Source organism: Thermomicrobiales bacterium (genome assembly GCA_037045155.1).
Classification (GTDB): Bacteria; Chloroflexota; Chloroflexia; order Thermomicrobiales; family CFX8; genus JAMLIA01.
Map to the genome: position 1 here is coordinate 712,238 of JBAOIG010000003.1, position 24,940 is coordinate 737,177.

Below are 24,940 nucleotides of genomic sequence, written 5' to 3' on the forward strand. Positions count from 1 at the left end.
CGAGGGTGAGCGAGCTTGCCGCACTGCTGATCGCCTATCTGCTGGGAACCCTCCCAACCGGCTATCTGCTGACTCGCTTTATCGCAGGGGTCGATCTTCGCAGTATTGGCAGTGGCGGCACCGGGGCGACAAATGCGCAACGCGCGCTCGGGACACGTTGGGGGATTATCGTCCTGGTCGTCGATTTGCTAAAAGGCGTCGCAGCGATCCTGCTGGCTCGCTGGCTGGGCGTCGCGGAGCTGTGGGTCTCGTTGGCGGGTGTTGCTGTCGTTGCCGGCCATTGCTGGCCCGTCTGGCTGCGATTTCGCGGTGGCAAGGGCGTTGCCACTGGCGCGGGCGCCGCATTCGCCCTGTCTCCATGGATGCTTCTGCTGATCCCGATCATGGTCATTCCGATCGCGACATCACGCTACGTCTCCCTCGGCTCCGTCGTGGCGGCGCTATCGACGCCGGTGCTGTTTGCGGTGCTGGCCTGGGTGGGCGCTGTGTCGTGGGAGACCGTGGTGTTTGGTCTGGCAGCCGGTGCGATCATCATCTATCGGCATCGGTCGAATATTGATCGTCTTCGCGCGGGCACCGAGCGCAAGCTTGGCAGAACCCCGGCGGAGGCGCATTGACCCTCGTGAGCGCCCTGGGGCGTGCGCGTATTGAATGAATCGGAGCGCAGGTGAGCGAGCTTGAGAAGGTAGACCCGAACATCGCCGAGATCATCCGGTTGGAGGAGCGCCGGCAACAGAGCACGATTGAGCTCATCGCATCGGAGAACTTCACCAGTGCCGCGGTGATGGAGGCTGTCGGCAGCGTCCTCACGAACAAGTACGCCGAAGGGTTGCCCGGCAAGCGCTACTACGGCGGTTGTGAGTTCGTGGACCAGGCCGAGAATCTGGCGATCGACCGAGCCAGACAACTGTTCGGCGCATTCCACGCGAACGTTCAACCTCATTCGGGCGCGTCAGCGAATCTGGCCGCCTACCTCTCGGTGTTGAAGCCAGGAGATCGCATTCTCGGGATGAACCTGTCAGAAGGCGGCCATCTGACGCACGGATCACCGGTCAACTTCTCCGGGCAGATCTTCGAGGCACACTTCTACGGCGTGTCGAAAGACAACGAAACGATCGATTACGACGTTGTGCGTGACGTGGCGAGGCGTGTTCAGCCGAAGATGATCGTCTGCGGCGCGAGCGCGTATTCGCGAACGATCGACTTCTCCAGATTCCGGGAGATCGCCGATGAGGTCGGTGCATTCGTCATGGCCGACATCGCGCATATTGCCGGGATCGTCGCGGCTGGGAAGCACCCAACGCCGATTGGCAGCGCCCACCTCACCACGACGACGACGCACAAGACGCTCCGCGGCCCACGTGGTGGAATGATCATGGCCGATGAGGAGCGAGCCGCGGCGGTGAACAAGACGCTTTTCCCCGGGCTTCAGGGAGGGCCGCTGATGCACGTGATCGCTGGCAAAGCGGTTGCGTTTGGCGAGGCGCTACAGCCGGCATTCAGTGACTACATCGATCTTGTCCTGGAGAACGCCCGCGTGCTCAGTGAGACCGTACAGGAGCACGGCTTGCGCGTCGTTTCCGGCGGCACCGACAACCACCTGCTGCTCGTCGACCTGACCACGGCAGGCATCAGTGGCCGCAAGGCGGAGCGCGCACTCGAAGCGGCCGGCATTACGGTCAACAAGAATGCGATCCCGAATGATTCGCGGCCACCGATGCAAACCAGTGGCATTCGACTCGGCACCCCAGCCGTTTCGACTCGTGGGTTCAGCCCCGATGACATGCGGCGAATCGGCTCCTGGATCGCCGACATTGTCCACGCTCCGGACGATGAAGCGCTCATCGGACGGATTGGCGCAGAAGTTCATGAGTTGGCCGCGGGATATCCGCTGCCAGGCGTCGGCGTTGATGCCTGAGCCGTGCGCGCGCCATCGGAGGCGCTGACCGATGCCGCATTGGCTCGTCGCTGCTATCGTCGGCATTGTCGCGTTCGCCGTCTCCTATACGGTGGTTCCCCGGCTCCGCTCGCTCGCGGTGCAGGCGAACCTGTTCGACATGCCGGAAGCCCGGCGAGTTCATACGAAACCGGTGCCTCGCATCGGTGGGCTCGGGATCTACCTGGCTTTCGTCGTCGCGGTGGGCGTTTCGTTTGCGCTGCCGGTCGATCGTTTCCAGATCGAAGTCGAGCGGATCATCCTGCTTCTTGTTGGGGCGACACTCGTGGTCGGAGTGATGGCGTTCGATGATATCGTCGGCATCCCGCCGATACCGAAGCTAGCGCTGCAGATCATTGCGGCGGCGCTCGTCGTCGTCCCGCGATGGCGCGGCAGTGACTACGGGATCATCGTTGATCAGTTCAACGCTCCCTGGGTGGGGACGGTTCGGCTACCGGTTGTCATCGCGGCGGCGTTCACCATCTTCTGGATCGTCGGCATGATGAACGCCGTTAACTGGTCGGATGGGCTCGATGGGCTGGCCGGCACGATTGCGCTCGTCGCTAGCGTCGTGCTCTTCCTGCACACGTTCTTCCGCCCGCCCGGCGACCCCCAGTTTACGATCTCACTCCTCGCGATTGCGTTGGCCGGCGCAATCATCGGGTTCTTGCCATTCAACTGGTATCCGTCGCGGATCATCATGGGTGATTCTGGCGCTATGTTTCTCGGGTTCGCGCTAGCAACAATCAGTGTCATCGGTGGCGCGAAGATCGCCACGACACTGCTTACGATGGGTATTCCGATCCTCGACACCGCCTGGGTAATCGTCTATCGGTTGATGCACGGCCGGTCGCCGGTGGTTGCTGACCGAGGACATCTGCACCACCGGCTGCTCGACGCAGGACTTACGCAGCCGCAGGTCGTCGGTTGCTTTGCCGCACTGACGGCCGGATTTGGCGCGCTGTCGTTGTTGTTGCCGACTCGCGAATCCAAGCTCTATGTGTTGATGCTGATGGCGATCGGGCTACTGGGCGTGATTACCTGGCTGGCGCGCCGACGGCCAGTTCACCGCAACGCGACGGAGTAGCTTCCACCAGTCCGCCGGTTCGCGATGACTACTGTGCGAGCAGCTCTCGGCGCGGATGCCTTGGTTCAGATCGTCGGATCGTCGTTGTGAGCAGTTCGCGTCTGGATGATTCGCGCATAAGCGCCGCAACGCCGGCTGCCAGTGCGAGCGTTACAAGCACAATCACCCCGGCTACAAAGGACTCCGAGCGTTCCATCCCCTTGCCATCCCCTCTGGCTGCGTCCCCGACCTCTACTGAATAACGAGTAGTCTTGGCGCTTCCGACCAGAGATCCTCGAGTCGGTAGAACTGTCGTTGATCCTCGGTGAAGAGGTGCACGACGACATCACCATAATCCAGCAGGATCCATCCGGTTTCGGAGGTGCCCTCGACGCGGAGCGGCCTGATCCCGTGTTCCAGCAACCCCTCGGTCACATCCTCTTGAACGGCTCGCAACTGACGAGAGTTGTCGGCCGAGCAGACGACGAACATATCGGCGATGACCGAAAGCTTGCCGATATCCAGCACCGTGATATTGGTCGCCAGGGCATCGGATGCTAACTCCGCGATACTACGAGCAACGTCGATTGGCTCAGGCATTGTCCTCCGAGTATGTACGTACACACATAATACCGATGTTCGGCTACAACATCAATGCGTGGGCCTGGCAGGAATCGAACCTGCGACCATGAGGTTATGAGCCCCTTGCTCTGCCGCTGAGCTACAGGCCCGCTGCCGGCCGACGGTTCACGTCGGTGCGGCCATCAGTATACCGATGACAGCCGCGACAGGACGTGAACGAAACCGACACAGAACCCCACTGAATCATTCGCAGCGTTCTGTGCCGGTCGATGGTGTCCACCTCCGCACGACATATCCCATTGAATCAACGAACCCGATGCGCCAGCCCACTACCTCCGCGCGTCCGCCGGTGACCATTCAAGGTTCGGATCCAGTGGGTAGATCGGGCGGCGCAATGCCTTGTAGTCGAACGAATCAAGCTTGGGGCTGCTGATACCCGGCGCGTCCACCTCGATGACCTTTGTGGCGATCGGCTCGAACGCTGCTCGGAAGTGGGCGGCGCTCTTGAGCACGAGGATTCGGCGTTCGGTGGGCTCAATCCCGAATGCGCGAAAGAAATTCAGGTCATTCGGGTGACCGCGTAGATCGGTCAGTTGCAGCTCGATTCCTCCAGGTCCGTCGATCTCCAGAACGACAGTCCGGCCGCGGCTAGCAGTCCCGCCACGACCCATGACGCCGCCCATCGGGAAGCGACCCTCGTGGATCAGTCGTACCATGCCGGTCACCTCGACGGGCTCGCCATGGCGCCTGTCATGCTTCCCGCCAACCGAGAGTGTCACTGTTGCGCCAACGCCCGCGTCAATGCACGCTTGAACCGCGTCGCGATCCATAATCTGGGCCACCGCTGCAGACTTGGCGTTTGCCTCTAGCAGCCCTCTCAGCACCTCGGCGCCGTCGCCTGCCGTGCCGCTGGCGCCCGAATCGGAGATATCGGCCAGCACGTAGACGCTACCAGGCTCGCCGGCCAGCGCGTCGTCGATTGCTGCCGCAATCGGTGTTGGATGGATCGTGAACTTCTCGCGCCGATCCCAACACATCTGAGCGAGCTCGTCCGCGTAGCGTTGGGCAAGCTCCCGATCTCCATCGGCAACGACGATCGTCGCGACCCCGGTGAATGGCACATCGGCAAAGGGGAATCCGCCGAGAACTGTTGCGGCGAGGATTCCGGGTTCCTGCTCCATGTCTCGTGCGCGGTCGATCGCATCCTTCAGCGGTGATTGCCATGTGGTGACCATCGACTGGTTCGGCGCGATCAATGGCACTCTGACGTAAGCCATCTCGGGGCGAACGTTGCCATTGATTGTGTCGATCAGAATCTGCATCGCCTGCCGGCCTGTCTCCGGCATGTCGATGTGTGGGTACTCCTTGTAGCCGACGAACGCGGTTGCCTCACCCATCATTTCGTCGGAAAGGTTCGTGTGCAAGTCAAGCGGCGCAACGATCGGCACGTCGGGACCGACCAGCTCGCGAACGGCGGTGATCAGGGGTCCTTCGCCGTCATCTGAGTGCTCCAGCGCCATCGCGCCGTGGATGCCAAGCAGCACACCATCCACCGGCATGGCCGCGCGAATTCCGGCGAGAATCTCATCTCTCAGCGATTCGAACGCCTCGCGCGAGACTCTGCCGCCGGGCACCGCTTGTCCGTACGTCGTCGGGATCAACTCGACTCCCTGACGACGTGCTTCGGCGACGATGCCGCCGTAGATGCCGCCAGTTCCATCGAGGTCGAGGATCTCCTGACCGCGAGCGATGCTGCTGGAGCCTTTCGTGAAATCACTCAGGCTCGTCGGTTCCCATTGAAAGGTGTTCGTTTCCTGCGCAATGCCGCCGGTCACGATCTTCATGCTGGGTATCTCCCTCCGTCATCAAGCCATTGGTGGCAGTATCGCCGTGATGCAGGGAGAGAACAACACCCGCTAGAGCGAGTCCACTGGCCGGCGATACTCGTCGATCACCTGCCGATAGAGATCGATCGTCTTCTCAGCAATGGCGTCCCACGAGAAATGCGCCTCGACCCTTGCTCGCCCACGTTCACCGAATGTACGTTGGAGCGCCGGATCCATCCCGACCCGGTTGATGGCTGCCGCGAGCGACGCGGAGAACCCTTCTGGGTCGATCGGGTCGAACGTGCCCGGACGAAGCACAAGGTCGACAAGCAACCCCGTCTCACCCGGCACGACAACCTCAGGGATGCCACCAACATTGGATGCAACGACGGGTGTCCGGCAGGCCATCGCCTCGAGATTGATGATCCCGAACGGCTCGTAGACCGACGGACAGCAGAATACTGCGGCGTGCGAATAGAACTGGATAACCTCCGGCCGAGGCAGCATTTCATCAATCCAGATGACATCTGGCCGGCCGGCGCTAACCTCAGCGACCCGCTCGGCCATCTCTCTGCCGATCTCAGGCGTATCAGGGGCGCCCGCCAACAACACGATCTGCAATGAAGGGTCGATCGATGGTATTGCATTGACGAGGTGCAGGATCCCCTTCTGGCGAGTGATCCGCCCGACAAAGAGCACATATGGGCGCGTTGGATCGACCCCGCGCGCGACGATCGCGTCGGTGGCCGGGTCGCGCTGATACTCATCCAGATCAATGCCGTTGTGAATGACATGAACTCGCTCAGGCGCGACGGCGAAGTTCGCTAGGATATCGTTCCGTGTTTCTTGCGAAACGGCGATGACCGCGTCGGCCGATTCGATCGCGCTGCGCTCCATCCACGCGCTCATGTGATAGGCAGCGCCAAGCTGCTCGACCTTCCAGGGCCGGAGTGGTTCCAGTGAATGCGTCGTCAGCACGAATGGCACGTCCCACAGCATCCGAGCGAGGAAGCCGGCCATATCCGTGTACCAGGTGTGACAATGGACTACCTGTGCCTCGAGCGTATCCTTCGCCATCGCGAGGCTCCGGGAGAGGGCGTCGAGTGCGCCGCGATAGCGTGGGTCGGTGCCATGTTGAAGCTCCGACCAACCTTCATACCCGCGAACCCGCAGTTGACCTGCGATGACATTCTGTTTCCCGAAGGAGCGAACCTCAACGGAGAGGTGCCTCGCCAATGCACGGCTGAGATACTCGACGTGGACACCGGCGCCGCCATAGACGTTCGGCGGGTATTCGTTCGTAAAGAGAGCAACGCGCTCGAGATCTGCCACGAAACCTCCAGGTGATCGGTGGATCGCATAGGTTCGGCGCGCTGGCGCCTGAACACCACGACGATGATCGTATCACCGATATGTCTCATGACCGGACACCGGGATCTGTGGTCTCAATAGAATGACATAATAGGCCGTGGCGAGATAGGGCGATGGACATCTGTCTGGGGGACTACCGGGAAAGATGCTGAAGGGAGCGGGGGACGGGATTCGAACCCGCGACATTCTGCTTGGAAGGCAGACACTCTACCAGCTGAGTTACCCCCGCGAAGTGGGATCGGTCGGGGTGAGAGGACTCGAACCTCCGACCTCAGCGTCCCAAACGCCGCGCGCTGCCAACTGCGCCACACCCCGTTCGCGGAATCAAGTATACCGCGCCGGCACGCCTCGAACGATGCTGAATCTCAGATGCCAGCGAGAATCTCTCGAGCGGAACGTTCGTCGTCCGCCATCTGCGCTGAAAGCGCCTCGGCGCTCGGGAATGTCTGGTCACCGCGAACGAACGCAACGAACTCGACCTCAAGCTCCCGAGTATACAGATCGCCGTTGAAGTCGAGAATATACGCTTCGACCAACCGTTCGCCGCTGTCGAATGTCGGGCGGGTCCCAACGTAGACGAGCGCCTTACGCGCGGACATCTGTGCGTCTGGCAGATGGGCGAGTGCGGCATAGATACCATCGCCAGGAACACAAACGGCGGCATCGGCTGTGAGATTCGCGGTCGGAAACCCAAGCTCACGACCGCGAGCGGCGCCGTGCTCAACGGTGCCCAGTAGTCGATACCGTCGTCCAAGCCAGCGAGACGCGTCCTCCACGTTGCCAGCCTTGAGTGCCGCGCGGATATTGGAGCTGCTGATCATATGCTCATCGTCGCGCAACCTGGTGACGATGGTCGTATCAAAACCATGCCGATCGCCGAATTGCTGGATAGTGGCGCCGTCGCCAGCGCGACCATGCCCGAAGCGGAATCCCTCTCCAACAAACACCTCGACTGGCGCGACCGTGGAGAGCACGAGATCCAGGAATGCCACCGGCTCGAGGTTGGCAAACTCGCGGGAAAACTCCAGCGTCACGACGTTGTCCAACCCGGTCGCGCGCAGGAGTCTCAGCTTCTCGTCGGCCGTCGCGAGTCGTTCCGGCGAATGGTCGGGACGCAACACAGCGCCGGGATGTGGCTCGAATGTGATCGCCAACGACCGAACGCTGCGGTGTTGAGCGGCATCGACCACCTGCTGGATGAGGTACTGGTGTCCGCGGTGGACGCCGTCGAAGTTGCCAATCGTAACGACATGCGGCTGGCCGCCGGCCCCTGCCAGTTTCGCTTTCGCTGCCTCTGCTGCCGTCGTCACACCTGGCCTTTCTCGATCGCCGAAAACACAAACGACGGGCGCAACGTGGCATTTGCCTCGATCCGGCCAATACCCGCGAAAGCACCGTCAACGGTGTACACGCGCACCAGGGCCGGCTCTGACCGACTTCCTGGAACGCTTATCTCGACCGGTCGGCCATGATACCACGCCTCAGTCGCTTGGCCGCCCAGAATGATCGTCTCGAGGTCGGCGACAGCTCGGTCGGGATGGATCGCAACATCTGGCCATTGCTCTCGCAAGTCCAACTCTGCCAACTCGTCGAGCGTCCATGCGTCAGCAATGGAAAACGGGCCGTTGCGCACCCGTCGTAGCCCGTGGCAATACGCATAGCAGCCGAGCGACACGCCCAGGTCGTGGACGAGCGAGCGAATATACGTTCCCTTGCCGCAAGAGACATCGAGGAGCAGGTCGGGCTGATCGTAATCGAGAACATCGATCGCGTCGATGCGAACGGTTCGCGTCGGCGGCTCGACAACCTCGCCCGCCCGCGCCCGCTCATACAGTCTCCGTCCCTGGACCTTGATGGCCGAATAGGCTGGCGGAACCTGTTCGATGTTTCCGACAACGTTGGCGAGCGCCGACTCGATGTCTGTTCGGTTTGGGAGATCCGGGCCGGCGTGGCGGCCCACGACATCGCCATCGACATCCCGCGTGTCGGTTGCGACACCCATGACCGCGTGAACGAGATAGCGTTTGTCGCTATTCTGGACGTATTGCAGCAGCCGCGTCGCGCGACCAACCGCGACGACAACGACGCCGGTCGCGAACGGATCGAGCGTGCCCCCGTGGCCGACGCGCTTCATTCCCGCCAGCCGGCGGATTCTCGCCACCACGTCGTGGGAAGTCCATCCAGGAGGCTTGTCCACGACGATCAGTCCGTGGATATCGGGAAGATCAGACCGAGGCGTCACTGTCACAGTCGGTATCTGCGGGCTCGAGCGCACGAGCTACGTGGACGAGGAAGCTATCCCGGGCATCATCGCCCGGCGCAAGGCGGGCGCCAGCCGCCCGCGGATGTCCGCCGCCACTGAAACGACGCAAAATGTCGGCGACGTTGATATCATCGGCGATCGTTCGCATGCTCACTCGCCAGCCCCACGACTCCCGATACAGGAGCGCGGACGCGCGCGAGCCGATCGTTCCGGCCAGAAAGTTCACAAGTCCCTCGGCCTCGCTGCGACTGGCGCCACATCGCTCCAACATATCCGGCTCGATCTGCGTCCAGATCAACGAACCCTGCCATTGGGCCCGCTGCAGCGCCTCGCCCCAAAGGCGGACCGACGAGTAGGGCTTGAGCCGGAAGAGCTGATCAACGATCTGATCGAGGCTTGCCCCGCGCTCCAGCAATGTCGCTGCGGCTCGGACCGTCGCCGGAGTTGTGCTCGGGGTACACAGTGCGAGTGTGTCGCCATAGATGCCAGCGAGTAGCGTCGTCGCGTCTGTCGCGCAGAGAGGAATCTCCAGCGCATCGCAGATGCCCGCGATGATCTCCGCCGTCGCCGCCGCTTCTGGAATGACGATGTTGAAGCTGCCGAAGCGTGTGTTCGTCACATGATGATCGATGTTGACGATCGATCGCTGCCGCTCCAGATCGCTGGCTATCTCATCGTAGAGCGGACCCAGCCGCCGCTCATCGGAGCAATCGACCAGGATCAGGAGATCGGCCTCAGAGACAGCGCGCACGTCGGCCAGCCGCAATCGATCGGATCCAGTGATGAATGTCAAGTTTGGTGGAAGCTGGCCATCACCGGTCGAGATTATCTGTGGTTCGACCCCGAGGCTGCCGCAGATTGTCGCTATGCCAAGCGCCGACGCCACTGCGTCCGCGTCTGCATTGGCGTGTGTCAGAATGACGAGCCGCTCGACGCCGCTGAGCTGCTCCCGTAGCTGGCAGGCAAGCGCTGGCAGTTGCGCGAGCAACTCGTGGCTGGCATCCGGAGCCGCGCTGTTGTCGAGCGAGACATCCGACGTCACACCGAACCGGCCTCGTCTGTTCCCGGCTTTTCATCCCCTTCGGACGACGCCGCGAGCTCGGGCTCAAGCTCGCGAAGGATCCGGGCAATCGACTCGGCGTGGGCCATCGATCCGTCGAGTCGGAATGACAATTCCGGAACCGTGCGCATTCGCACACGCTGAGCCAGCGTGTGCCGAATAAAGCCCGATGCGTTGTTGAGCGCGACCAACGCGTCACGTTGCTCGGGCTCGGGAGCGTAGACGCTCACAAACAACCGTGCGTACTTGAGGTCAGGACTCATCTCGACCTGGGTGACACTGACCATGCCGAGACGTGGGTCACCCATCTCTTGTTGAATAATCAGGCTGACCTCATCGCGAATCAGGTCGGCCACTCGTTCCTGCCGCCGGTCACTCATCGTCTCGCTCCGGCATACGATCGAACGTCAGGCATGTGTTGCAGCAGCCTGACCCTCGATCGTTGACGCCCGACCCGATCAGGTTCGGGCGATTTCTTCGATGTGATAGAACTCGAGCTGGTCGCCAACTTCGATATCGTTGAATCCGTCGAGCGTCGAGCCACACTCGTAGCCAGCGGCGACTTCCCGCACATCATCCTTGAATCGCTTGAGTGAGCTCACCGTTGTGTCGGTCAGCACCGCCCCATTTCGCAATACCCGCACGCGCGAGTTGCGATTGATCTTGCCGTCAAGCACGTACAGGCCGGCAACAACATCGCGGCTCGGAAGGCGGAATGTGTTCCGCACCTCGGCATACCCGTCGGTCGCCTCACGCTTCTCCGGATCGAGCAAGCCCGACATCGCAGCCCGGATGTCCTCGATCAGATGATAGATGACATCGTAGTAGCGGATATCGATATTGGCGGCGTCCGCGCTACGCTTGGCGGCCGCATCCGGCCGGACATTGAAGCCGATGATTACGGCGCCCGACGCTGTGGCGAGGTTGACATCGGAGTCGTTGATCGCGCCAGTGCCGCTGAGCACGGTCGTCAGCTTGACGGAACCGGACTCCTCGTTCAGCTTGACGAGCGAACCGAGCAGTGCCTCCAGCGAGCCTTGCAGGTCCGCCTTGACGATAATCGGCAGCTCCTTGGTGCCGCCTTCCTGCATCTGATCGTAGATGTCATCGAGCTTGACAACCCGCGTCTGATGGAACGCCTCTGCGCGACGCTGACGGGCTCGCTCCTCGGCGAGGGAGCGAGCAGTGCGCTCGTCCTCCACGGTCTGGAACAGATCGCCAGCGTCGGGAAGATCGAACAGCCCGAGCACCTCGACCGGAGTCGCTGGCTCGGCCTTGCGCATCTTCCGACCGTGATCATCGGTCATTGCCCGAATCCGACCCCAGGTTGCGCCGGCCACGACGATGTCGCGAGGCTTGAGCGTGCCGGACTGAACAAGCAGTGTCGCCGTCACGCCGCGGCTGCGATCGATCTTGGCTTCAATCACAACCCCGACTGCCGGCTTGAGCGGGTTCGCCTTGAGCTCGGCGATGTCGGCGACAAGCAACACCACCTCGAGCAGGTCGTCGATGCCGAGCTTCTCTCGCGCGGACACCTCAACGATAGGCACATCGCCGCCGTATTCCTCGGGCATGACGCCCGCGTCGGACAGCTGCTGCTTGACTCGATCCGGGTTCGCGGCGGGAAGGTCGATCTTGTTCATCGCGACAATCATCGGGACGCCGGCTGCCTTGACGTGCGAGATCGCCTCGCGCGTCTGGGGCATCACCCCGTCATCCGCCGCGACGACAAGGATCGCGATGTCGGTGACCTGTGCGCCACGGGCTCGCATGGCGGTGAACGCTTCGTGGCCGGGGGTATCGAGGAAGGTGATCTTCCGACCCTGAATCTCGATCTGATACGCGCCGATTCGCTGAGTGATCCCGCCAGCCTCGCCTTCGGCGACCTTCGTTTCGCGGATCGCGTCGAGCAGCTTTGTCTTCCCATGGTCGACATGACCCATGATCGTGACGACTGGCGGGCGTGTCGTGGCTTCGGGGTCGCTTTGGCCCTCTGCGCGACGGCTTTCGATTTCCTCGGTTGCGGCCTGGATAACGTCAGGGACGTGCTCTTCGGTCTCGACGCCGAATGCAGTAGCAACGCCGGTGGCAGTGTCGAAGTCGACCTGCTGGTTGATCGTCGCCATGATGCCCTGGTTCATCAGCTCTTTGATGACGTCATTCGGTGTGACAAAGAGCGCCTCAGCCAGCTCGGCGACACTCATTACTGAGCCCAGCGTGGCCGGCCCCTCCGGCCGAACCGGAGCGATCGTCGCAACGCCGCCTCGTCCTCGGCCGCCCGCGTCGTTACGCTGGGGACCACGTCGGCCGCGCGGCCTTCCGCGGTTTGCGCCACCACCCGGGCGCCTGTTCGCTCCACTCATGTTGCGTTCCTCTCCTCATGCAGTTCTTCATCCACCGGGGCAACGATGCTGATCAGGCGGCCGGGGCCGCGTCATCTGGTGGAAAGTGAGACCGTGCGTAATCGAGCAATTTGTCGCGAGTCTCGTCATCGACCTGGACCTTGAGGGCCCGGTCAATCGCTCGCGAATCGACCGCGCGTTGCCAGCACGATCGTCGGCGACATAGATAAGCGCCCCGTCCGTTACGCTTCCCGGTTGGGTCCACCTCGACCGTCCCTTCCGGTGTCCGAACGAGGCGGACGTAGGTTCGTTTGGCATCGTGCTCGCGACAGGCGATGCACAGACGTTGCGGAACATGGCGAGGCCGTGGCCCTTTGCGTGATCGAGTTGAAAGTGAGGGATTCGCCATGACTCGCTCCCGCCGCTATCCCGTAGCTACATCGTCGTACAGTGGAAGCTCGCTGCCATTGTCGTAATCGTATTTTGCCCGGATCTCCCGGCTGTAGTAGACGTTCAGGATATTGCCGACGACCTCCACATCGACGCTCATGCCAACGAGATCGGGGGAAAGTGGCCCAAACTCACGGTCGCGCACCGAAATAGTGCCGTCGGGCCGCACGAGCCGCGGCTGTCGACCGAGCATCATGAAGTCTTCTGGCCCGGCGGAAAATCCCGCGCGTGCTTCGCGGAACAGCTCGTCATTCTGTTCGCGTAGCGACTCCGGATCCTTGACGTCGATCTTCCAGCCGGTCAGCTTGTAGGCCAGGCGGGCGTTCTGGCCGTCCTTGCCAATCGCGAGGGACATCTGGTCGGTGGGAACAATCACCCTCGCGACCTTGTCCGCGTCGTTCAGTGCGACGTTGATCGGCTTGGCCGGCGAAAGCGCATTGGCGATGAAGGTGTTGATGTCGGGGGAATACTCGATGACGTCGATCTTCTCGCCCATGAGTTCGTTGACAATGTTCTGAATTCGAACGCCCCGAATGCCGACGCACGACCCCACCGGGTCGACCTTCTCCTGCCGCGCAGCGACAGCGACCTTGCTGCGGAGCCCCGGTTCGCGGGCGATGTTCATGATCTCGACCGCGCCGGAATAGATCTCCGGCACCTCCAGCTCGAACAATCGCTTGACCAGGCTCACGTTGGCGCGGCTGACAATCAGCTGTGGGCCGCGCGGATCTTTGTTTACATCAAGGAGATACACCTTCAGCCGCTGACCGGGCCGGTAGCGCTCGTTTGCGACCTGCTCGCGAACGGGCATTACCGCCTCAGCCTTACCGAGCTCGACGATCACGGCTCGGGCATCGGCTCGCTGGATGACACCGTTGAGCACCTCGCCAACCCGGTCGGCGAACTCCTCGTAGACGCTGTCGCGCTCGTAGTCGCGAATGCGCTGGAGGACAACCTGCTTGGCTGTCTGAGCGGCGATGCGCCCGAAATCCTTCGGGGTGCGATCCCAACGGTAGATCTTGCCGATGTAGGCGTCGGGGTCCATTGCCCGGGCTTCCTCCAGCGAGATCTCCGAGGTCGGGTCTTCAATCTCTTCGGCGACGGTCTTCACAACGAAAATCCGGACGCCGCCCGTAGCTGGATCGATTTCGACATCGACGTTATCTTCGGTGTTTTCCATCTTTCGATAGACGGTCTTGAGCGCATGCTCGACTGAGGCCATGACGGCCTCTCTCGGAATCCCACGCTCGGCAGCGATCTGGGTGATCGCCATATAGAAGTCGCTCTTCATCTTCGCCACTACCTCCTTGGGACGTGCGCATATTGGAGGCGCGCGCCTCGGCGACGGAGTGCAAGGCCGGCATCCGGCTTGGATCTGGCGACATCGTCGGTCACTCGGCGGCGCGCTGACGGATCCTGAACACAAAACAAAGTGGGCAATGCCCACTTCGACTCAGGGCCAGTCAGTTCCACCCGAAAAGTATACCAGCCGGGGTCAGAAACTCGAACCTTTCGCGGCTCCGCCCAAGAGGGAAGCGGGGAACGACGTGCTATACTTGTCGGGCCGTGGAGCAGAGCGTGGGAGGCGGGTTGTCCAGGCAATGAAGCTTCGAACGTGGCTCAGGCCTGGGATGCTGATCAAGCGATGGATCCTGCTTCTCCTGGTCGGCTTAATCATGACGAGCCTGGCCCTTGCGATGGGGCTCGCCTGGATCTATCGTAATTACGAGTTCCCGGCGTCGGCTACCGTCCTTGTTCAGGCAGTTACCCTCCAGTTCATCCCGCACCCTTTCCGCGAGATCCTCGTCGTCAGCGCGGGGGTCGGCTTCACAATATTCGGATTTCTCCAACTCTCCCGATCGTTGCTCAGCCCATTCCTCGACGCCCGGCCGAATGGTCCGGCGCTCGCCGAGATTATTGCGACGCATCGCTTTGGGGTAAGTGAGCCAGATCTCCGGATCGTCACGATCGGCGGCGGCACCGGTCTCTCGACGTTGCTGCGTGGCCTCAAGCAACACAGCGTCTTCGATCACTGCGATCGTGACAGTCGGCGATGATGGAGGCTCGTCAGGCCGGCTACGGAGCGAGTTCAATATGCCCTCCCCGGGTGATATTCGTAACTGTCTCGTCGCGCTGGCCGACTCCGAGATGCTTCTGAGCGACCTCTTTCAGTATCGATTCGAAGTCGCGGACTCGGCGCTCGATGGCCATTCATTCGGCAACTTGTTCATTACCGCGATGACCCAGGTTACTGGAAGCTTCGAGCAAGCCGTGATCGAGTCGTCTCGCGTGCTCAACATTCGAGGGACGGTTCTGCCATCCTCGCTCGACGACATCGTCGTGTCAGCCGAGATGGACGACGGCACGCAAGTCGTTGGCGAGTCGAATATCCCGCTGGCGAGAAAGCGAATATCCCAGCTCTCGATCGCACCGTCGCACGCGGAAGCGTACGATCCCGCCATCGTCTCGATCCTGGCCGCGGACCTGATCGTTCTCGGACCCGGCAGCCTGTACACATCCGTGCTGCCGAACCTGCTGGTCGAGGGCATCGCGCACGCGCTCCGCTTCGCCCCGGCCGAGAAAGTCTACGTCTGCAACGTCGCGACTCAGCCCGGCGAAACCGATGGATATCGGGTGATCGACCATCTGCGAGCGATCGCCAGTCATGCCCCGGGCGTTGGGATTGATCGCGTGCTGATCAACTCGAATCTGGCGCCCGCCGAGACGCGCATCAAGCCGGAATGGCACGTCAGTGCGGTGGAATTTGACGGGCTTCATGAGTTTCAGGGGCGAATGACGGTAGATCAGCGCGATATCGTCAACCCCGAGTTTCCGCTCCGGCACGATCCGGAGAAGCTCGCCGATGCCCTGATGGCAATCGGGCGCGAGCACCTGACTGATGTGGCGCAACGTCCCGCCGAATTACGGCGCGGCTATGCGATAGCGGAGTCCGAACGCGCGCGGGTGGGAGCGGCCTGAGCATCCGAGGGATGATCCGGTCGGGAGATCCGCACGTGGCTGGCAATTGGTGAGACACGGATAATCAGGAGGGTCTGAATGGCGACACGTATCGCGATCAACGGATTTGGGCGGATCGGACGCCAGGTATTCAAAGCACTCCATGAGGAGTACGACGATATCGAGGTCGTCGCAATCAACGACCTGGTCGATCCGCACACCAACGCGCATCTTCTGAAGTACGACTCAACCTACGGAATCTACGACGCCGACGTCGAGTACGATGGTGACTCGTTGTTGGTCAATGGCCGCGAGATCAAGGTCTTCGCCGAGCGAGTGCCAGCGAATCTGCCGTGGGGCAACCTTGGCATTGATATCGTTATCGAGTCCACCGGATTCTTCACCGACGCCACCAAGGCGCAGGGACACCGGGACGCGGGCGCCAAGAAGGTCATCATCACCGCGCCAGCCAAGAACGAAGACGTGACGCTGGTAATCGGCGTCAATGATGATCAGTATGATCCTGCCAAGCATCACATCATCTCGAACGCGTCCTGCACAACCAACTGCCTGGCCCCGGTCGCGAAGGTTCTTCACGAGCGATTTGGAATCGGCCATGCGCTCATGACGACGGTTCATGCTTACACCAACGATCAGGTCATCCTCGACTCCCCGCACTCGGATCTGCGCCGAGCCCGCAGCGCCGCCCTCAGCATCATCCCGACGACTACCGGCGCAGCCCGCGCTGTTGCGCTGGTTTTGCCGGAGCTGAAGGGTAAGTTCGACGGATACGCGCTGCGCGTTCCGACGCCAACCGTCTCGATCGTCGATCTGACGGTCGAGCTGGAGAGCGATGCCACTGCCGACTCGATCAACGCCGCCTTTGAAGAAGAAGCTAACGGCGCACTTGAGGGCATTCTCAGCTACAGCGACGAGCCGCTGGTCTCGAGTGATTACCGCGGCGATAGCCACTCGGCGATCGTCGACGGGCTACTCACCACGGTGACTGGCTCACGGCTCGCGAAGGTTGTCGCCTGGTACGACAACGAGTGGGGCTACTCCTGCCGCGTGGCGGACCTGACAGACCTGATTGCGTCGCAGGGTCTGTAGAGTCACGAGCCCGCAAGCCATGACGGTTCGGGCGGGCGGCTATTTGCCGCCCGCCTGTCACGTCCGGTAGCCAAAGGAATGGAGTGATGCCGATGGCATTTCGCACAGTCGAACAGCTTGATGTCACCGGGAAGCGCGTACTCGTCCGAGTCGATTTCAATGTCCCGCTCGATGGTGAGCAAATCACCGATGACACACGCATCCGCGCTGCGCTGCCGACGATTCACGCATTGCTGGATCGGGACGCGTCCGTGATCCTGGTGTCACATCTTGGCCGGCCAAAAGGGAAGGTCGACCGAAAGTATTCTCTCCGACCGGTTGCAGATCGACTTGAGGGACTGCTCGGCGCTCCGGTCACGTTCGCCGACGATGTCGTTGGCCCATCGGCGCAACAGATCGCCAGGGAGATCCAGCCGGGCCAGGTGGCGCTGCTTGAGAATGTGCGGTTCGAGCCGGGCGAAGAGCAGAACGACGACGCCTTATCTAGCGAGCTTGCTGCGCTGGCGGACGTGTACGTGAACGATGCCTTCGGCGCGGCGCACCGCGCTCATGCCTCCACCGCCGGAGTAGCGGGGAAGCTGCCCTGCGCAGCGGGCCTGCTCATGGAGCGTGAGCTATCGGCGCTCGCCCGCGCGCTCGACAATCCAGCCCGCCCGCTGGTCGTTCTCCTGGGCGGAGCGAAGATCTCCGACAAGATCGGCGTCATCCGGAAATTCCTCAGCGCCGCCGATGCGATCCTCGTCGGGGGCGGCATCGCTAACACACTGCTCGCAGCGCAAGGCCATGAGATGGGACGCTCGCTTGTCGAACAGGGCAGCCTGGACGTAGCGAGAGAGATCCTGCGCGACGCGGAACACTCCTCCTGCGCGCTCATCATCCCGACAGACTACGTCGTTGCAACGTCGCCAGCCGACGCCGCGAACGCGCGAACCGTCACGGACGTTGGAGGGGACGACGCGGTCTTCGACATCGGGCCGGCCTCGGTCGCAGCATTCGACGCCTGGATTCGCCGGGCGGCAACGATCGTCTGGAACGGCCCGATGGGCCTGTTCGAGGTCGCTCCGTTCGATGCCGGTACGCGGGCAGTCGCAGAAGCTGTTGCTTCGTCGCCTGGCTATTCGATCGTTGGCGGCGGCGACTCGGTCGCCGCGATCCACCAGACCGGCCTTGCCGACAAAATCGATCACATCTCGACCGGCGGCGGCGCGTCGCTCGAATACCTTGAGGGACGAACGCTTCCTGGGGTGGCGGTGTTGGAGGTGACTACATGACACGCACGAAGATCGTCGCTGGCAACTGGAAGATGAACACGAATCTGGACGAGGCGCGTGCGCTCGCCGTCGCGATTGCGGGTGGCGCCGGCGCAGCTCGCGGGGTTGACCTCGCCGTGTTCCCGCCGTTCCCGTGGATCGCATCGGTCCGCGACGAGCTCGGCGGCAGTGGCGTTCAGGTGGGCGCCCAGAACTGTTACATCCAGAAATCGGGCGCGTTCACCGGTGAGATTTCGCCATGGTCATTGGTCGGGGTCTGTCAGATGATCCTTGCCGGACACAGTGAGCGACGTCATGTTATGGGAGAGAGTGACGAGTTTGTCGGTCAGAAGGTTGACGCAACGCTCACCGCAGGGCTGACGTCGGTCCTTTGTGTCGGCGAGCTCCTGGGCGAGCGACAATCGGGCGCTGCCCTGGATGTTGTGACTCGTCAGCTGGGAGCAGGGTTAGCCGGCGTCGACATCGGTCATCTCGATCGACTGGTCATCGCGTACGAGCCGGTCTGGGCAATTGGGACGGGCGTTGCCGCGACACCGGATGATGCTCAGGAGATGTGTGAGGCAATTCGTCGCTGGATGACGGATCGCTTCGGCGAGGCCGGCCAAGCGGTCCGGGTGCTCTATGGCGGCAGTGTGACTCCGGACAACGCCGACGAGCTATTTCGCCGACCCGATGTCGACGGCGGACTCATCGGCGGGGCGAGCCTCAAAGCCGATGCGTTCCTTGCAATCGCGGTGGCTGCTGGCGCTGTCGGCGTGTAGTATCCTTCGGCGGTTGTTGACCGGTCGTCTGGAAGGCTCGTTGCTTGAAGTTCGCACTTGACCTCGCGATCATCATCGTTTCGCTCCTGCTGATGGCTGTCATTCTGATGCAGTCAAAGGGATCGGGCTTCAGCGGGGCATTTGGCGGCGACACGTCGTCGATCTATCGGACGCGACGCGGGTTTGAGCGAACGCTGTACAACTTCACGATTGGAATCGGCGTCGTCTTCGTCATCCTGTCGATCATCGCTGCCATATTCCGGTAGCGCCGAATCGGGCTTGGAAGACGTATACAGAACTGCGGTATACTGCCGCACAAGCGCGAACACAGTTGGCGAATAGGAGGACCTACCAATGCCTCTCGGGTGGCCGGAACTCGCAATCATCCTGGTGGTCGTTGTCATCATCTTCGGCGTGGGCAAGCTCCCGGAGATCGGCGGCGCGCTGGGTAAAGGCATCAAGGAATTCAAGACCAACGTCGACGAGGAAGCCGACGCGAAGGTGGTTGAGACAAAGGAAGTAGCAACCAAGCCAACGACGCCGGCCAAGGAAGAACTCTAGATTTCAGCACGCGATACCACGCGTTCACGGCGATGCCCGGGTTAACCCCGGGCATCGCCGTCTCCGACGCCTGCCCCATTAGTAGCTCGCCACAATCCCGCCAGCATTCTGGCTCGGGACGATATACTCCGGGCCGGCTATTCTGATCGCGATGGCCGGTAATCAAAGGACGAACGATCATGTTCGAAGGCTCCCGAACCGAGCCAACTCCCGGCGATCTGGCGCCCCGTCGTGAATCGACAATCGCCGGACCCGAAGATACCCAGAATCTCCCCGTCGTGGAACCGACGCCAAAGACCGAACGCGGAATGCTGTGGGACATCGTAGAGACTCTCCTCCTCGCGCTGTTGGTATTTGTCGCCGTCCGCGCGATCGTCCTCAACTTCAGAGTCGACGGTGAATCGATGTCCCCGAACCTGGATTCTGGCGAGATGCTGCTGGTGAACCGGGCCATCTATTGGCATTTCGACGTGAACGGGATTCTCGACGCGCTACCCTTCGTCGATCGATCCGGCTCGCAGATCGTCTACCCACTCCATCCACCGCAGCGAGGCGACATCGTCGTGCTGCACCCTCCCGTCGACCGAGGCAAGCCGTATATCAAGCGAGTGATTGGGCTGCCCGGAGAACGTCTCTCAATCCACGACGGCGCGGTCTATATCAATGGACAGCGTCTCGAGGAACCGTATCTCCACGGCGTATCGACCTCATGGGCGGGAACACTCGGTCAGCAGGAGATTACGATTCCCGATGGACAGGTCTACGTGTTGGGCGATAATCGAGCGAACTCGTCCGATTCTCGGGCATTCGGGCCAATCGCGATCGACCAGATCATTGGGCGGGCCTGGATCGCATACTGGCCAGGAGATGATATAGGTATCCTGTCCACGCCGTCATATCCTCGATAGGCGGCCAGATCGTCGAACGTGGCTGAACGTACTCCATCGTGCAGGACGCCCGACGCGGAAGGGCATCGAAGAACATGATCGAGACTACCGTCGACAGCATCAGGGTCAGCCTGGTCACCCAGGCACGAGTCGTCATTCTCAAAGAGGTCGAAGGTGATCGGCACCTCCCGATCTGGATTGGCGCGTTCGAGGCCGAGGCAATCGCCATGGAGCTCCAGGGCATCGCCGCGTCACGCCCTTTGCCGTATGACTTGTTGCGATCGGTGATTGGCGAGCTCGGAGCGAACGTCAATCGCATCGTCATCACCGAGATTAACAACGATGTCTTTTACGCTCGCATTGTCATTCAGCAAAATGGGATGGGCGTTGAGATCGACTCGCGACCTTCTGACGCGATTGCGCTCGCGGTACGCGCCAAAGCGCCGATCTTCGTCGAGGATGCCGTGATGGATCGCGCCGGCGTTCAGCTTGATGATGACGCCGAAGAAGAGACCGATCATGCTGGCGAAGGCGACGGTGAGTCGCCAATCCCTGAGGAGAGGCTCTCGGCGTTCCGTGATTTCATTGATACGCTGGATCTCGACGATTTCGGCCAGAAAAAGGACAACTAGTGGAGACTCGTGACGCGTTACCGGGCGCGACAACAGCCTGTCGTGTGGAATAGCTGGACATGAGTTCGTGTTGTGCTTGTCAGGTTGAAGGTGAGTCGCCTGTCGCGGCCGGAGGGTCTCCGGTGAGCGGGCCGGTGAGAGAACGGCTCGAGCAGGGTGCGCTTGAACACATCGACGCGCTATACAGGACTGCGCTCCGTATGACACGGAATGCGGCCGACGCCGAGGATCTCGTTCAGGAGACATACCTTCGGGCGTTTCGCTCGTTACACCAGTTCACCGAGGGGACGAACCTCCGTGCGTGGCTGTTCCGCATTCTCACGAACACCTACATCAACGAATACCGTCGCCGGCAGCGTCGACCAACGAACTCCTCGCTCGACGACATCGAAGAGTTCTACCTCTACGATCACCTCATCGAGTCTGGCGTCCAACCGAGCGTCGAGCGACCAGAGGATATTGTGCTCAGCAGACTCTCGGTCGATCGAGTGATCAGCGCGATCGATGAGCTCCCTGAGGAGTTCAGACAGGTCGTCCTGCTTGCCGATGTTGAAGGGTTCAGCTACCGCGACATCGCATCGATCGTCGAGATTCCGATCGGGACGGTGATGTCTCGTCTCTATCGCGCTCGCCGCCGTCTTCAGCGCCAACTGTACGACGCGGCAGTCGAGTCCGGAGTCCTTGGGAAAGTCGACGCTGATGGGCACGTGTAAGCAGACAATCGAACACCTGTACCAATTCATCGACCGTGAGCTGTCAGACGAAGAACGGCGCGAGGTGCAAGCGCACCTGGACCGATGCCCTCCGTGCAGGGAGCATTTCCGATTCGAGGAAAACGTCCTCAGCCTGATCGGTCAGCGTTGTCGACAAGTGAGCGCCCCAGATGAGTTGAAGGAACGCGTGAGAAAGATGTGTCAGTCCGCTTAGCCGAGCCTGTTCGGCGTCACATCTTCTCGAAACCGCGCCAACTCGAACATGATCCCCGGACAGCGGATATTGTGCAGGTCGATCCTGGCATTGATCTCAGCGGCTCGCTTCCGGTAGTTCTCACCCGCGCGTACGCAGAGCGCATGTGTGGGTGACCCTGTCCGCCGTATCTGGTCTTCCCATTCGCGGAGCGCTGCGAGCACGGCCGGCCGCTCGTAATAGATCTGTTTGCGCAACTCGAGCCACTCTGGAAGAAATCCCGCGTTGTGCAGGATGTGGATGCCCATCCAGTCATCGCCGGCATAGTCATCATCCATCGACGAGAGACGCTTGCCAGCCGACTGCAGATTATCGAAGTCGCCCCGTTCGATTGCCTCGCGAATCTTCTCGTCGGCGAGTTGTTCGAACAACTAAGCATCACCTCTCATGGGCCGGTGTTGTTGTGGGGCATATCGGTCATTGCTATACTCGCGGCAGCGCCCGTGAAGCATCTCACAGGCCCATCGCAGCGACAATACACGTCCAACGACACGCGGTGGTAGCGGAAGGGTCGCAGGATTGGCTCAGGAGGTTCACGTCAGCGAGTCGGATCTCGAACGCGTTCGCGAACTACTGCGGACGAATTACAAGCCGCGAGACTACGAGGAGGCGCAAGAACTCATCCTCGGCGCTTGCCAGGATGTTCAGCACCTGATCGGTTGGGTATCGCCGGAGGCCGCCAAAATCATCGGCGAACATCTCGGCGTCACCGAAAACCGTATCTTCGGGTTGCTCACGTTCTACGCCGACTTCCGAACACAGCCCCCCGGCAACCACTTCATGCTGCTGTGCCATGGCACTGCCTGTTTCGTTGCTGGTAGCCAGAAGCTGATCGACGAGTTGCAGGATCGCTACGGCATCGCCGGAGACGAAACGACTGCCGACGGCGAGCTCACTGTCCAGGTTGTCAATGGCTGCCTCGGCGTCTGCGAGCTTGCGCCGGTCGTGCAGGTGGATCATCACGACTATTTCGGCAACCTGGATATCGCCAGGTTCAACGAGGCGATCGCCGAAATCATCCGGCGGGGACCGGCGGAGGGTCATCATGAAGCTCACTGATCGGCAGGCGTTCGAACAGTACGCCGAAAGGGTTTCATCCGATTGGGCGAAGCTTCACGACGGCAGCAGCTGGGTCTTCCGAGTGCCGATTGGCGAGTGGTCCAAATCAAAGGGCGCGCTGGCGACCTTCGACTACCTCCGGCTGTTGCTCGAGGAGTCGGGGCTGACCTACACGCTGAAGCGAGTCGGATCTGGCGGATGGAACTGGGCAGATCCATCGGTCGTGGTTCAGGGGCCAAACCATCCCTCGATTTTGTACGCGAATGTGACCGCCGACCGCGTGCCAGACCTCATCGCATCACTGAAGTCCGGCAAACCGCACGAAGAGCTCGCTGTCGGCACGTTCGCTGATACTCCGGTCGGCAATATCCAGCCAATCGCGCAGCACCCGTTCTTCGCCGGGCAGAAAAAATTCCTCACCGCCGACTGGGGCGTTATCGACCCTGAATCGATTGAGGACTACATCGCGCGTGGCGGGTACGGTGCGCTGAAAAAGGCGCTCTTCGAGATGACCCCGGATGAGGTTATCGAGGAGATGAAGACGGCGAGCGTCCGCGGACGTGGTGGCGCCGGGTTCCCGGCCGGCATCAAGTGGGAGAGCGCACGGCGATCGCGCGCCGAGCCCAAGTTCATCGCGATCAACTCCCACGAGGGCGAACCGAATGTCTATAAGGACCGTCAACTCATCGAGAGCAACCCGCATCTCGTCCTCGAAGGCATCCTGATCGCCTGTTACGCAGTCGGATCAAACCGCGGCTACAACTACGTCGGCGGCGAGCATGTCCTCGCATTGGAGCGGTTCCGCAAAGCGGTCGCCCAGGCTGAGGAATGGGGGCTGATCGGCGAGAACGTGCTGGGCTCCGGGTTCGATGTCGAAGTTCGCGCTCGCGCCGGCGGCGGCGCGTACATCTGCGGTGAGGGCTCCGCGCTGATGTACTCCGTTATGGGCGAACGGGGACAACCTCGCACGAAGCCGCCACGCAGCGTCGAAGAAGGCCTCTGGCGACGCCCGACGATGCTCAACAATACGGAGTCGATCGCCAATGCGCCGCTCGTCATCAAAAACGGCGGCGAGTGGTATGCCAGTCTGGGAACAGAGAAGAGCAAAGGCACGAAGCTCTTCACGTTCCAGGGCCCGCTGAAGCGGCTCGGCGTCGTCGAGATGGAGATGGGTGTCAACCTGCGCCATCTGATCTTCGACGTATACGGCGGGATGAAGGACGGCTACGCGTTCAAGGGTGTTCAGACAGGCGGCGTTTCTGCCGGCGCGCTTCGGGAAGATCAGATCGACCACCCGGTGGACTTCGATTCGTTGACATCGCTCGGGGCGATGCTCGGCTCGGGAGGATTCGTCGTCTTCGATGACACGGTCTGTTCTGTTGGCTTCGCGCGTTACCTGATGGCATTCAATCGCTACGAGTCATGCAGTAAGTGCACGCCGTGCCGGCTGGGGAATCCTGCGCTCACCGAGATTCTCGATCGTATCCGCCACGGCAGTGCTCGATCGGCCGATCTGCAGTTGATCGAGCGCACAAGCAAGCACGTCATCGAGCTATCACTGTGTGGTCTGGGCCAGGTTGCGCCGATGCCGGTTCTCGGTATGATGCGCGCGTTTCCTGAAGAGTGGCGCCAGCATGTCGAGGATGGCGTCTGTGCCGCCGGCGACTGCCCGATGCACGCGCGCGCGCTGATGGCGACCGCCGCAGACGGCTAGCCCGACCCTCTTGCCAACCCACCGATCATGACACAGGCCGGCGGTGCTCATGTGAGCGCCGCCGGCCTGTGTCAGTGTCACTCGCTCCCCGAACGCAAGCAGCGTGGCGACCGCGAGGCTGCTGC

General features: G+C 61.5%; 26 protein-coding genes and 3 tRNA genes. 15 read left to right on the forward strand and 14 right to left on the reverse strand.

Annotated features, from left to right (window positions below; translation table 11 throughout):
- Window positions 1-5: 5 nt before the first annotated feature.
- From plsY to V9F06_06505, 3 genes are read left to right on the forward strand one after another with little or no spacing between them, the layout of a single operon-like run.
- Window positions 6-617 (forward strand): glycerol-3-phosphate 1-O-acyltransferase PlsY, encoded by a 612-nt coding sequence (gene plsY, locus V9F06_06495; protein MEI2617275.1) that lies wholly within the window; start codon window positions 6-8, stop codon window positions 615-617.
- A gap of 50 nt (window positions 618-667) precedes the next feature.
- Window positions 668-1,918, forward strand: a complete 1,251-nt coding sequence (gene glyA, locus V9F06_06500; protein ID MEI2617276.1) for a serine hydroxymethyltransferase — start codon at window positions 668-670, stop codon at window positions 1,916-1,918.
- Between the two features lie 31 nt (window positions 1,919-1,949).
- Window positions 1,950-3,023 (forward strand): MraY family glycosyltransferase, encoded by a 1,074-nt coding sequence (locus tag V9F06_06505; GenBank protein MEI2617277.1) that lies wholly within the window; start codon window positions 1,950-1,952, stop codon window positions 3,021-3,023.
- 231 nt (window positions 3,024-3,254) lie between these two features.
- On the opposite strand, the gene rsfS is transcribed toward V9F06_06505, so the two are convergent.
- The 13 genes from rsfS to nusA all read right to left on the reverse strand — a co-directional run bounded on the left by rsfS (window position 3,255) and on the right by nusA (window position 14,187).
- A complete protein-coding gene (gene rsfS / locus V9F06_06510; protein MEI2617278.1) occupies window positions 3,255-3,602 on the reverse strand; it encodes a ribosome silencing factor in 348 nt (115 codons plus the stop codon).
- Between the two features lie 59 nt (window positions 3,603-3,661).
- A tRNA-Ile gene (locus V9F06_06515) sits at window positions 3,662-3,733 on the reverse strand.
- 180 nt (window positions 3,734-3,913) lie between these two features.
- Window positions 3,914-5,428 (reverse strand): M81 family metallopeptidase, encoded by a 1,515-nt coding sequence (locus tag V9F06_06520; protein ID MEI2617279.1) that lies wholly within the window; start codon window positions 5,426-5,428, stop codon window positions 3,914-3,916.
- 72 nt (window positions 5,429-5,500) lie between these two features.
- Window positions 5,501-6,742 carry a glycogen synthase gene (gene glgA, locus V9F06_06525; protein ID MEI2617280.1) on the reverse strand — a complete coding sequence of 414 codons (1,242 nt, stop codon included), beginning with the start codon at window positions 6,740-6,742 and terminating at the stop codon, window positions 5,501-5,503.
- A 195-nt stretch (window positions 6,743-6,937) separates the two neighbouring features.
- A tRNA-Gly gene (locus V9F06_06530) sits at window positions 6,938-7,010 on the reverse strand.
- A 13-nt stretch (window positions 7,011-7,023) separates the two neighbouring features.
- Window positions 7,024-7,096, reverse strand: a tRNA-Pro gene (locus tag V9F06_06535).
- Between the two features lie 50 nt (window positions 7,097-7,146).
- Window positions 7,147-8,091, reverse strand: coding sequence for a bifunctional riboflavin kinase/FAD synthetase (locus V9F06_06540; protein MEI2617281.1), 945 nt, complete (start codon window positions 8,089-8,091; stop codon window positions 7,147-7,149).
- The gene (gene truB, locus V9F06_06545; protein ID MEI2617282.1) at window positions 8,088-9,056 is read right to left on the reverse strand and encodes a tRNA pseudouridine(55) synthase TruB; all 969 of its coding nucleotides are present in this window, start codon (window positions 9,054-9,056) and stop codon (window positions 8,088-8,090) included. The genes V9F06_06540 and truB overlap by 4 nt, the downstream gene beginning before the upstream one ends.
- Complete coding sequence (locus tag V9F06_06550) at window positions 9,007-10,086, reverse strand: bifunctional oligoribonuclease/PAP phosphatase NrnA (GenBank protein ID MEI2617283.1); 1,080 nt, start codon at window positions 10,084-10,086, stop codon at window positions 9,007-9,009. The genes truB and V9F06_06550 overlap by 50 nt, the downstream gene beginning before the upstream one ends.
- On the reverse strand, window positions 10,083-10,484 hold the full coding sequence (gene rbfA / locus V9F06_06555; GenBank protein MEI2617284.1) for a 30S ribosome-binding factor RbfA: 402 nt from the start codon (window positions 10,482-10,484) through the stop codon (window positions 10,083-10,085). Before rbfA ends, V9F06_06550 begins: the two co-directional genes overlap by 4 nt.
- A 78-nt stretch (window positions 10,485-10,562) precedes the next feature.
- A complete protein-coding gene (gene infB / locus V9F06_06560) occupies window positions 10,563-12,467 on the reverse strand; it encodes a translation initiation factor IF-2 (GenBank protein MEI2617285.1) in 1,905 nt (634 codons plus the stop codon).
- Window positions 12,468-12,519: 52 nt separating this feature from the next.
- Complete coding sequence (locus V9F06_06565; GenBank protein ID MEI2617286.1) at window positions 12,520-12,855, reverse strand: YlxR family protein; 336 nt, start codon at window positions 12,853-12,855, stop codon at window positions 12,520-12,522.
- A 15-nt stretch (window positions 12,856-12,870) separates the two neighbouring features.
- Complete coding sequence (nusA, locus tag V9F06_06570) at window positions 12,871-14,187, reverse strand: transcription termination factor NusA (protein MEI2617287.1); 1,317 nt, start codon at window positions 14,185-14,187, stop codon at window positions 12,871-12,873.
- Window positions 14,188-14,527: 340 nt separating this feature from the next.
- On the opposite strand from nusA, the gene V9F06_06575 reads away from it, so the two are divergent.
- The 10 genes from V9F06_06575 (at window position 14,528) to V9F06_06620 (ending at window position 21,789) form a co-directional block, all read left to right on the forward strand.
- On the forward strand, window positions 14,528-14,953 hold the full coding sequence (locus tag V9F06_06575) for a hypothetical protein (protein MEI2617288.1): 426 nt from the start codon (window positions 14,528-14,530) through the stop codon (window positions 14,951-14,953).
- The gene (gene yvcK, locus V9F06_06580) at window positions 14,937-15,875 is read left to right on the forward strand and encodes a uridine diphosphate-N-acetylglucosamine-binding protein YvcK (GenBank protein ID MEI2617289.1); all 939 of its coding nucleotides are present in this window, start codon (window positions 14,937-14,939) and stop codon (window positions 15,873-15,875) included. Before V9F06_06575 ends, yvcK begins: the two co-directional genes overlap by 17 nt.
- 78 nt (window positions 15,876-15,953) lie before the next feature.
- Window positions 15,954-16,964: a type I glyceraldehyde-3-phosphate dehydrogenase gene (gap, locus tag V9F06_06585; protein MEI2617290.1), complete on the forward strand. Its 1,011-nt coding sequence runs from the start codon at window positions 15,954-15,956 to the stop codon at window positions 16,962-16,964.
- 92 nt (window positions 16,965-17,056) lie between these two features.
- On the forward strand, window positions 17,057-18,235 hold the full coding sequence (locus V9F06_06590) for a phosphoglycerate kinase (GenBank protein MEI2617291.1): 1,179 nt from the start codon (window positions 17,057-17,059) through the stop codon (window positions 18,233-18,235).
- Entirely contained in the window at window positions 18,232-18,996 is a 765-nt protein-coding gene (gene tpiA, locus V9F06_06595) for a triose-phosphate isomerase (protein MEI2617292.1), read from the forward strand. The genes V9F06_06590 and tpiA overlap by 4 nt, the downstream gene beginning before the upstream one ends.
- Before the next feature lie 44 nt (window positions 18,997-19,040).
- A complete protein-coding gene (gene secG / locus V9F06_06600; GenBank protein MEI2617293.1) occupies window positions 19,041-19,262 on the forward strand; it encodes a preprotein translocase subunit SecG in 222 nt (73 codons plus the stop codon).
- Between the two features lie 88 nt (window positions 19,263-19,350).
- Entirely contained in the window at window positions 19,351-19,557 is a 207-nt protein-coding gene (gene tatA, locus V9F06_06605; GenBank protein MEI2617294.1) for a twin-arginine translocase TatA/TatE family subunit, read from the forward strand.
- A gap of 179 nt (window positions 19,558-19,736) precedes the next feature.
- Window positions 19,737-20,465 (forward strand): signal peptidase I, encoded by a 729-nt coding sequence (gene lepB / locus V9F06_06610; GenBank protein ID MEI2617295.1) that lies wholly within the window; start codon window positions 19,737-19,739, stop codon window positions 20,463-20,465.
- Window positions 20,466-20,539: 74 nt separating this feature from the next.
- Complete coding sequence (locus tag V9F06_06615; protein ID MEI2617296.1) at window positions 20,540-21,076, forward strand: bifunctional nuclease family protein; 537 nt, start codon at window positions 20,540-20,542, stop codon at window positions 21,074-21,076.
- 59 nt (window positions 21,077-21,135) lie between these two features.
- Window positions 21,136-21,789, forward strand: coding sequence for a sigma-70 family RNA polymerase sigma factor (locus V9F06_06620; protein ID MEI2617297.1), 654 nt, complete (start codon window positions 21,136-21,138; stop codon window positions 21,787-21,789).
- 210 nt (window positions 21,790-21,999) lie between these two features.
- On the opposite strand, the gene V9F06_06625 is transcribed toward V9F06_06620, so the two are convergent.
- Window positions 22,000-22,413 (reverse strand): DUF1992 domain-containing protein, encoded by a 414-nt coding sequence (locus V9F06_06625; protein ID MEI2617298.1) that lies wholly within the window; start codon window positions 22,411-22,413, stop codon window positions 22,000-22,002.
- Between the two features lie 148 nt (window positions 22,414-22,561).
- Here V9F06_06625 and V9F06_06630 point away from each other — a divergent pair, with 148 nt between their 5' ends.
- On the forward strand, window positions 22,562-23,101 hold the full coding sequence (locus tag V9F06_06630) for an NAD(P)H-dependent oxidoreductase subunit E (GenBank protein ID MEI2617299.1): 540 nt from the start codon (window positions 22,562-22,564) through the stop codon (window positions 23,099-23,101).
- Window positions 23,088-24,815 carry an NADH-ubiquinone oxidoreductase-F iron-sulfur binding region domain-containing protein gene (locus V9F06_06635; GenBank protein ID MEI2617300.1) on the forward strand — a complete coding sequence of 576 codons (1,728 nt, stop codon included), beginning with the start codon at window positions 23,088-23,090 and terminating at the stop codon, window positions 24,813-24,815. The genes V9F06_06630 and V9F06_06635 overlap by 14 nt, the downstream gene beginning before the upstream one ends.
- Window positions 24,816-24,940 lie beyond the last annotated feature (125 nt).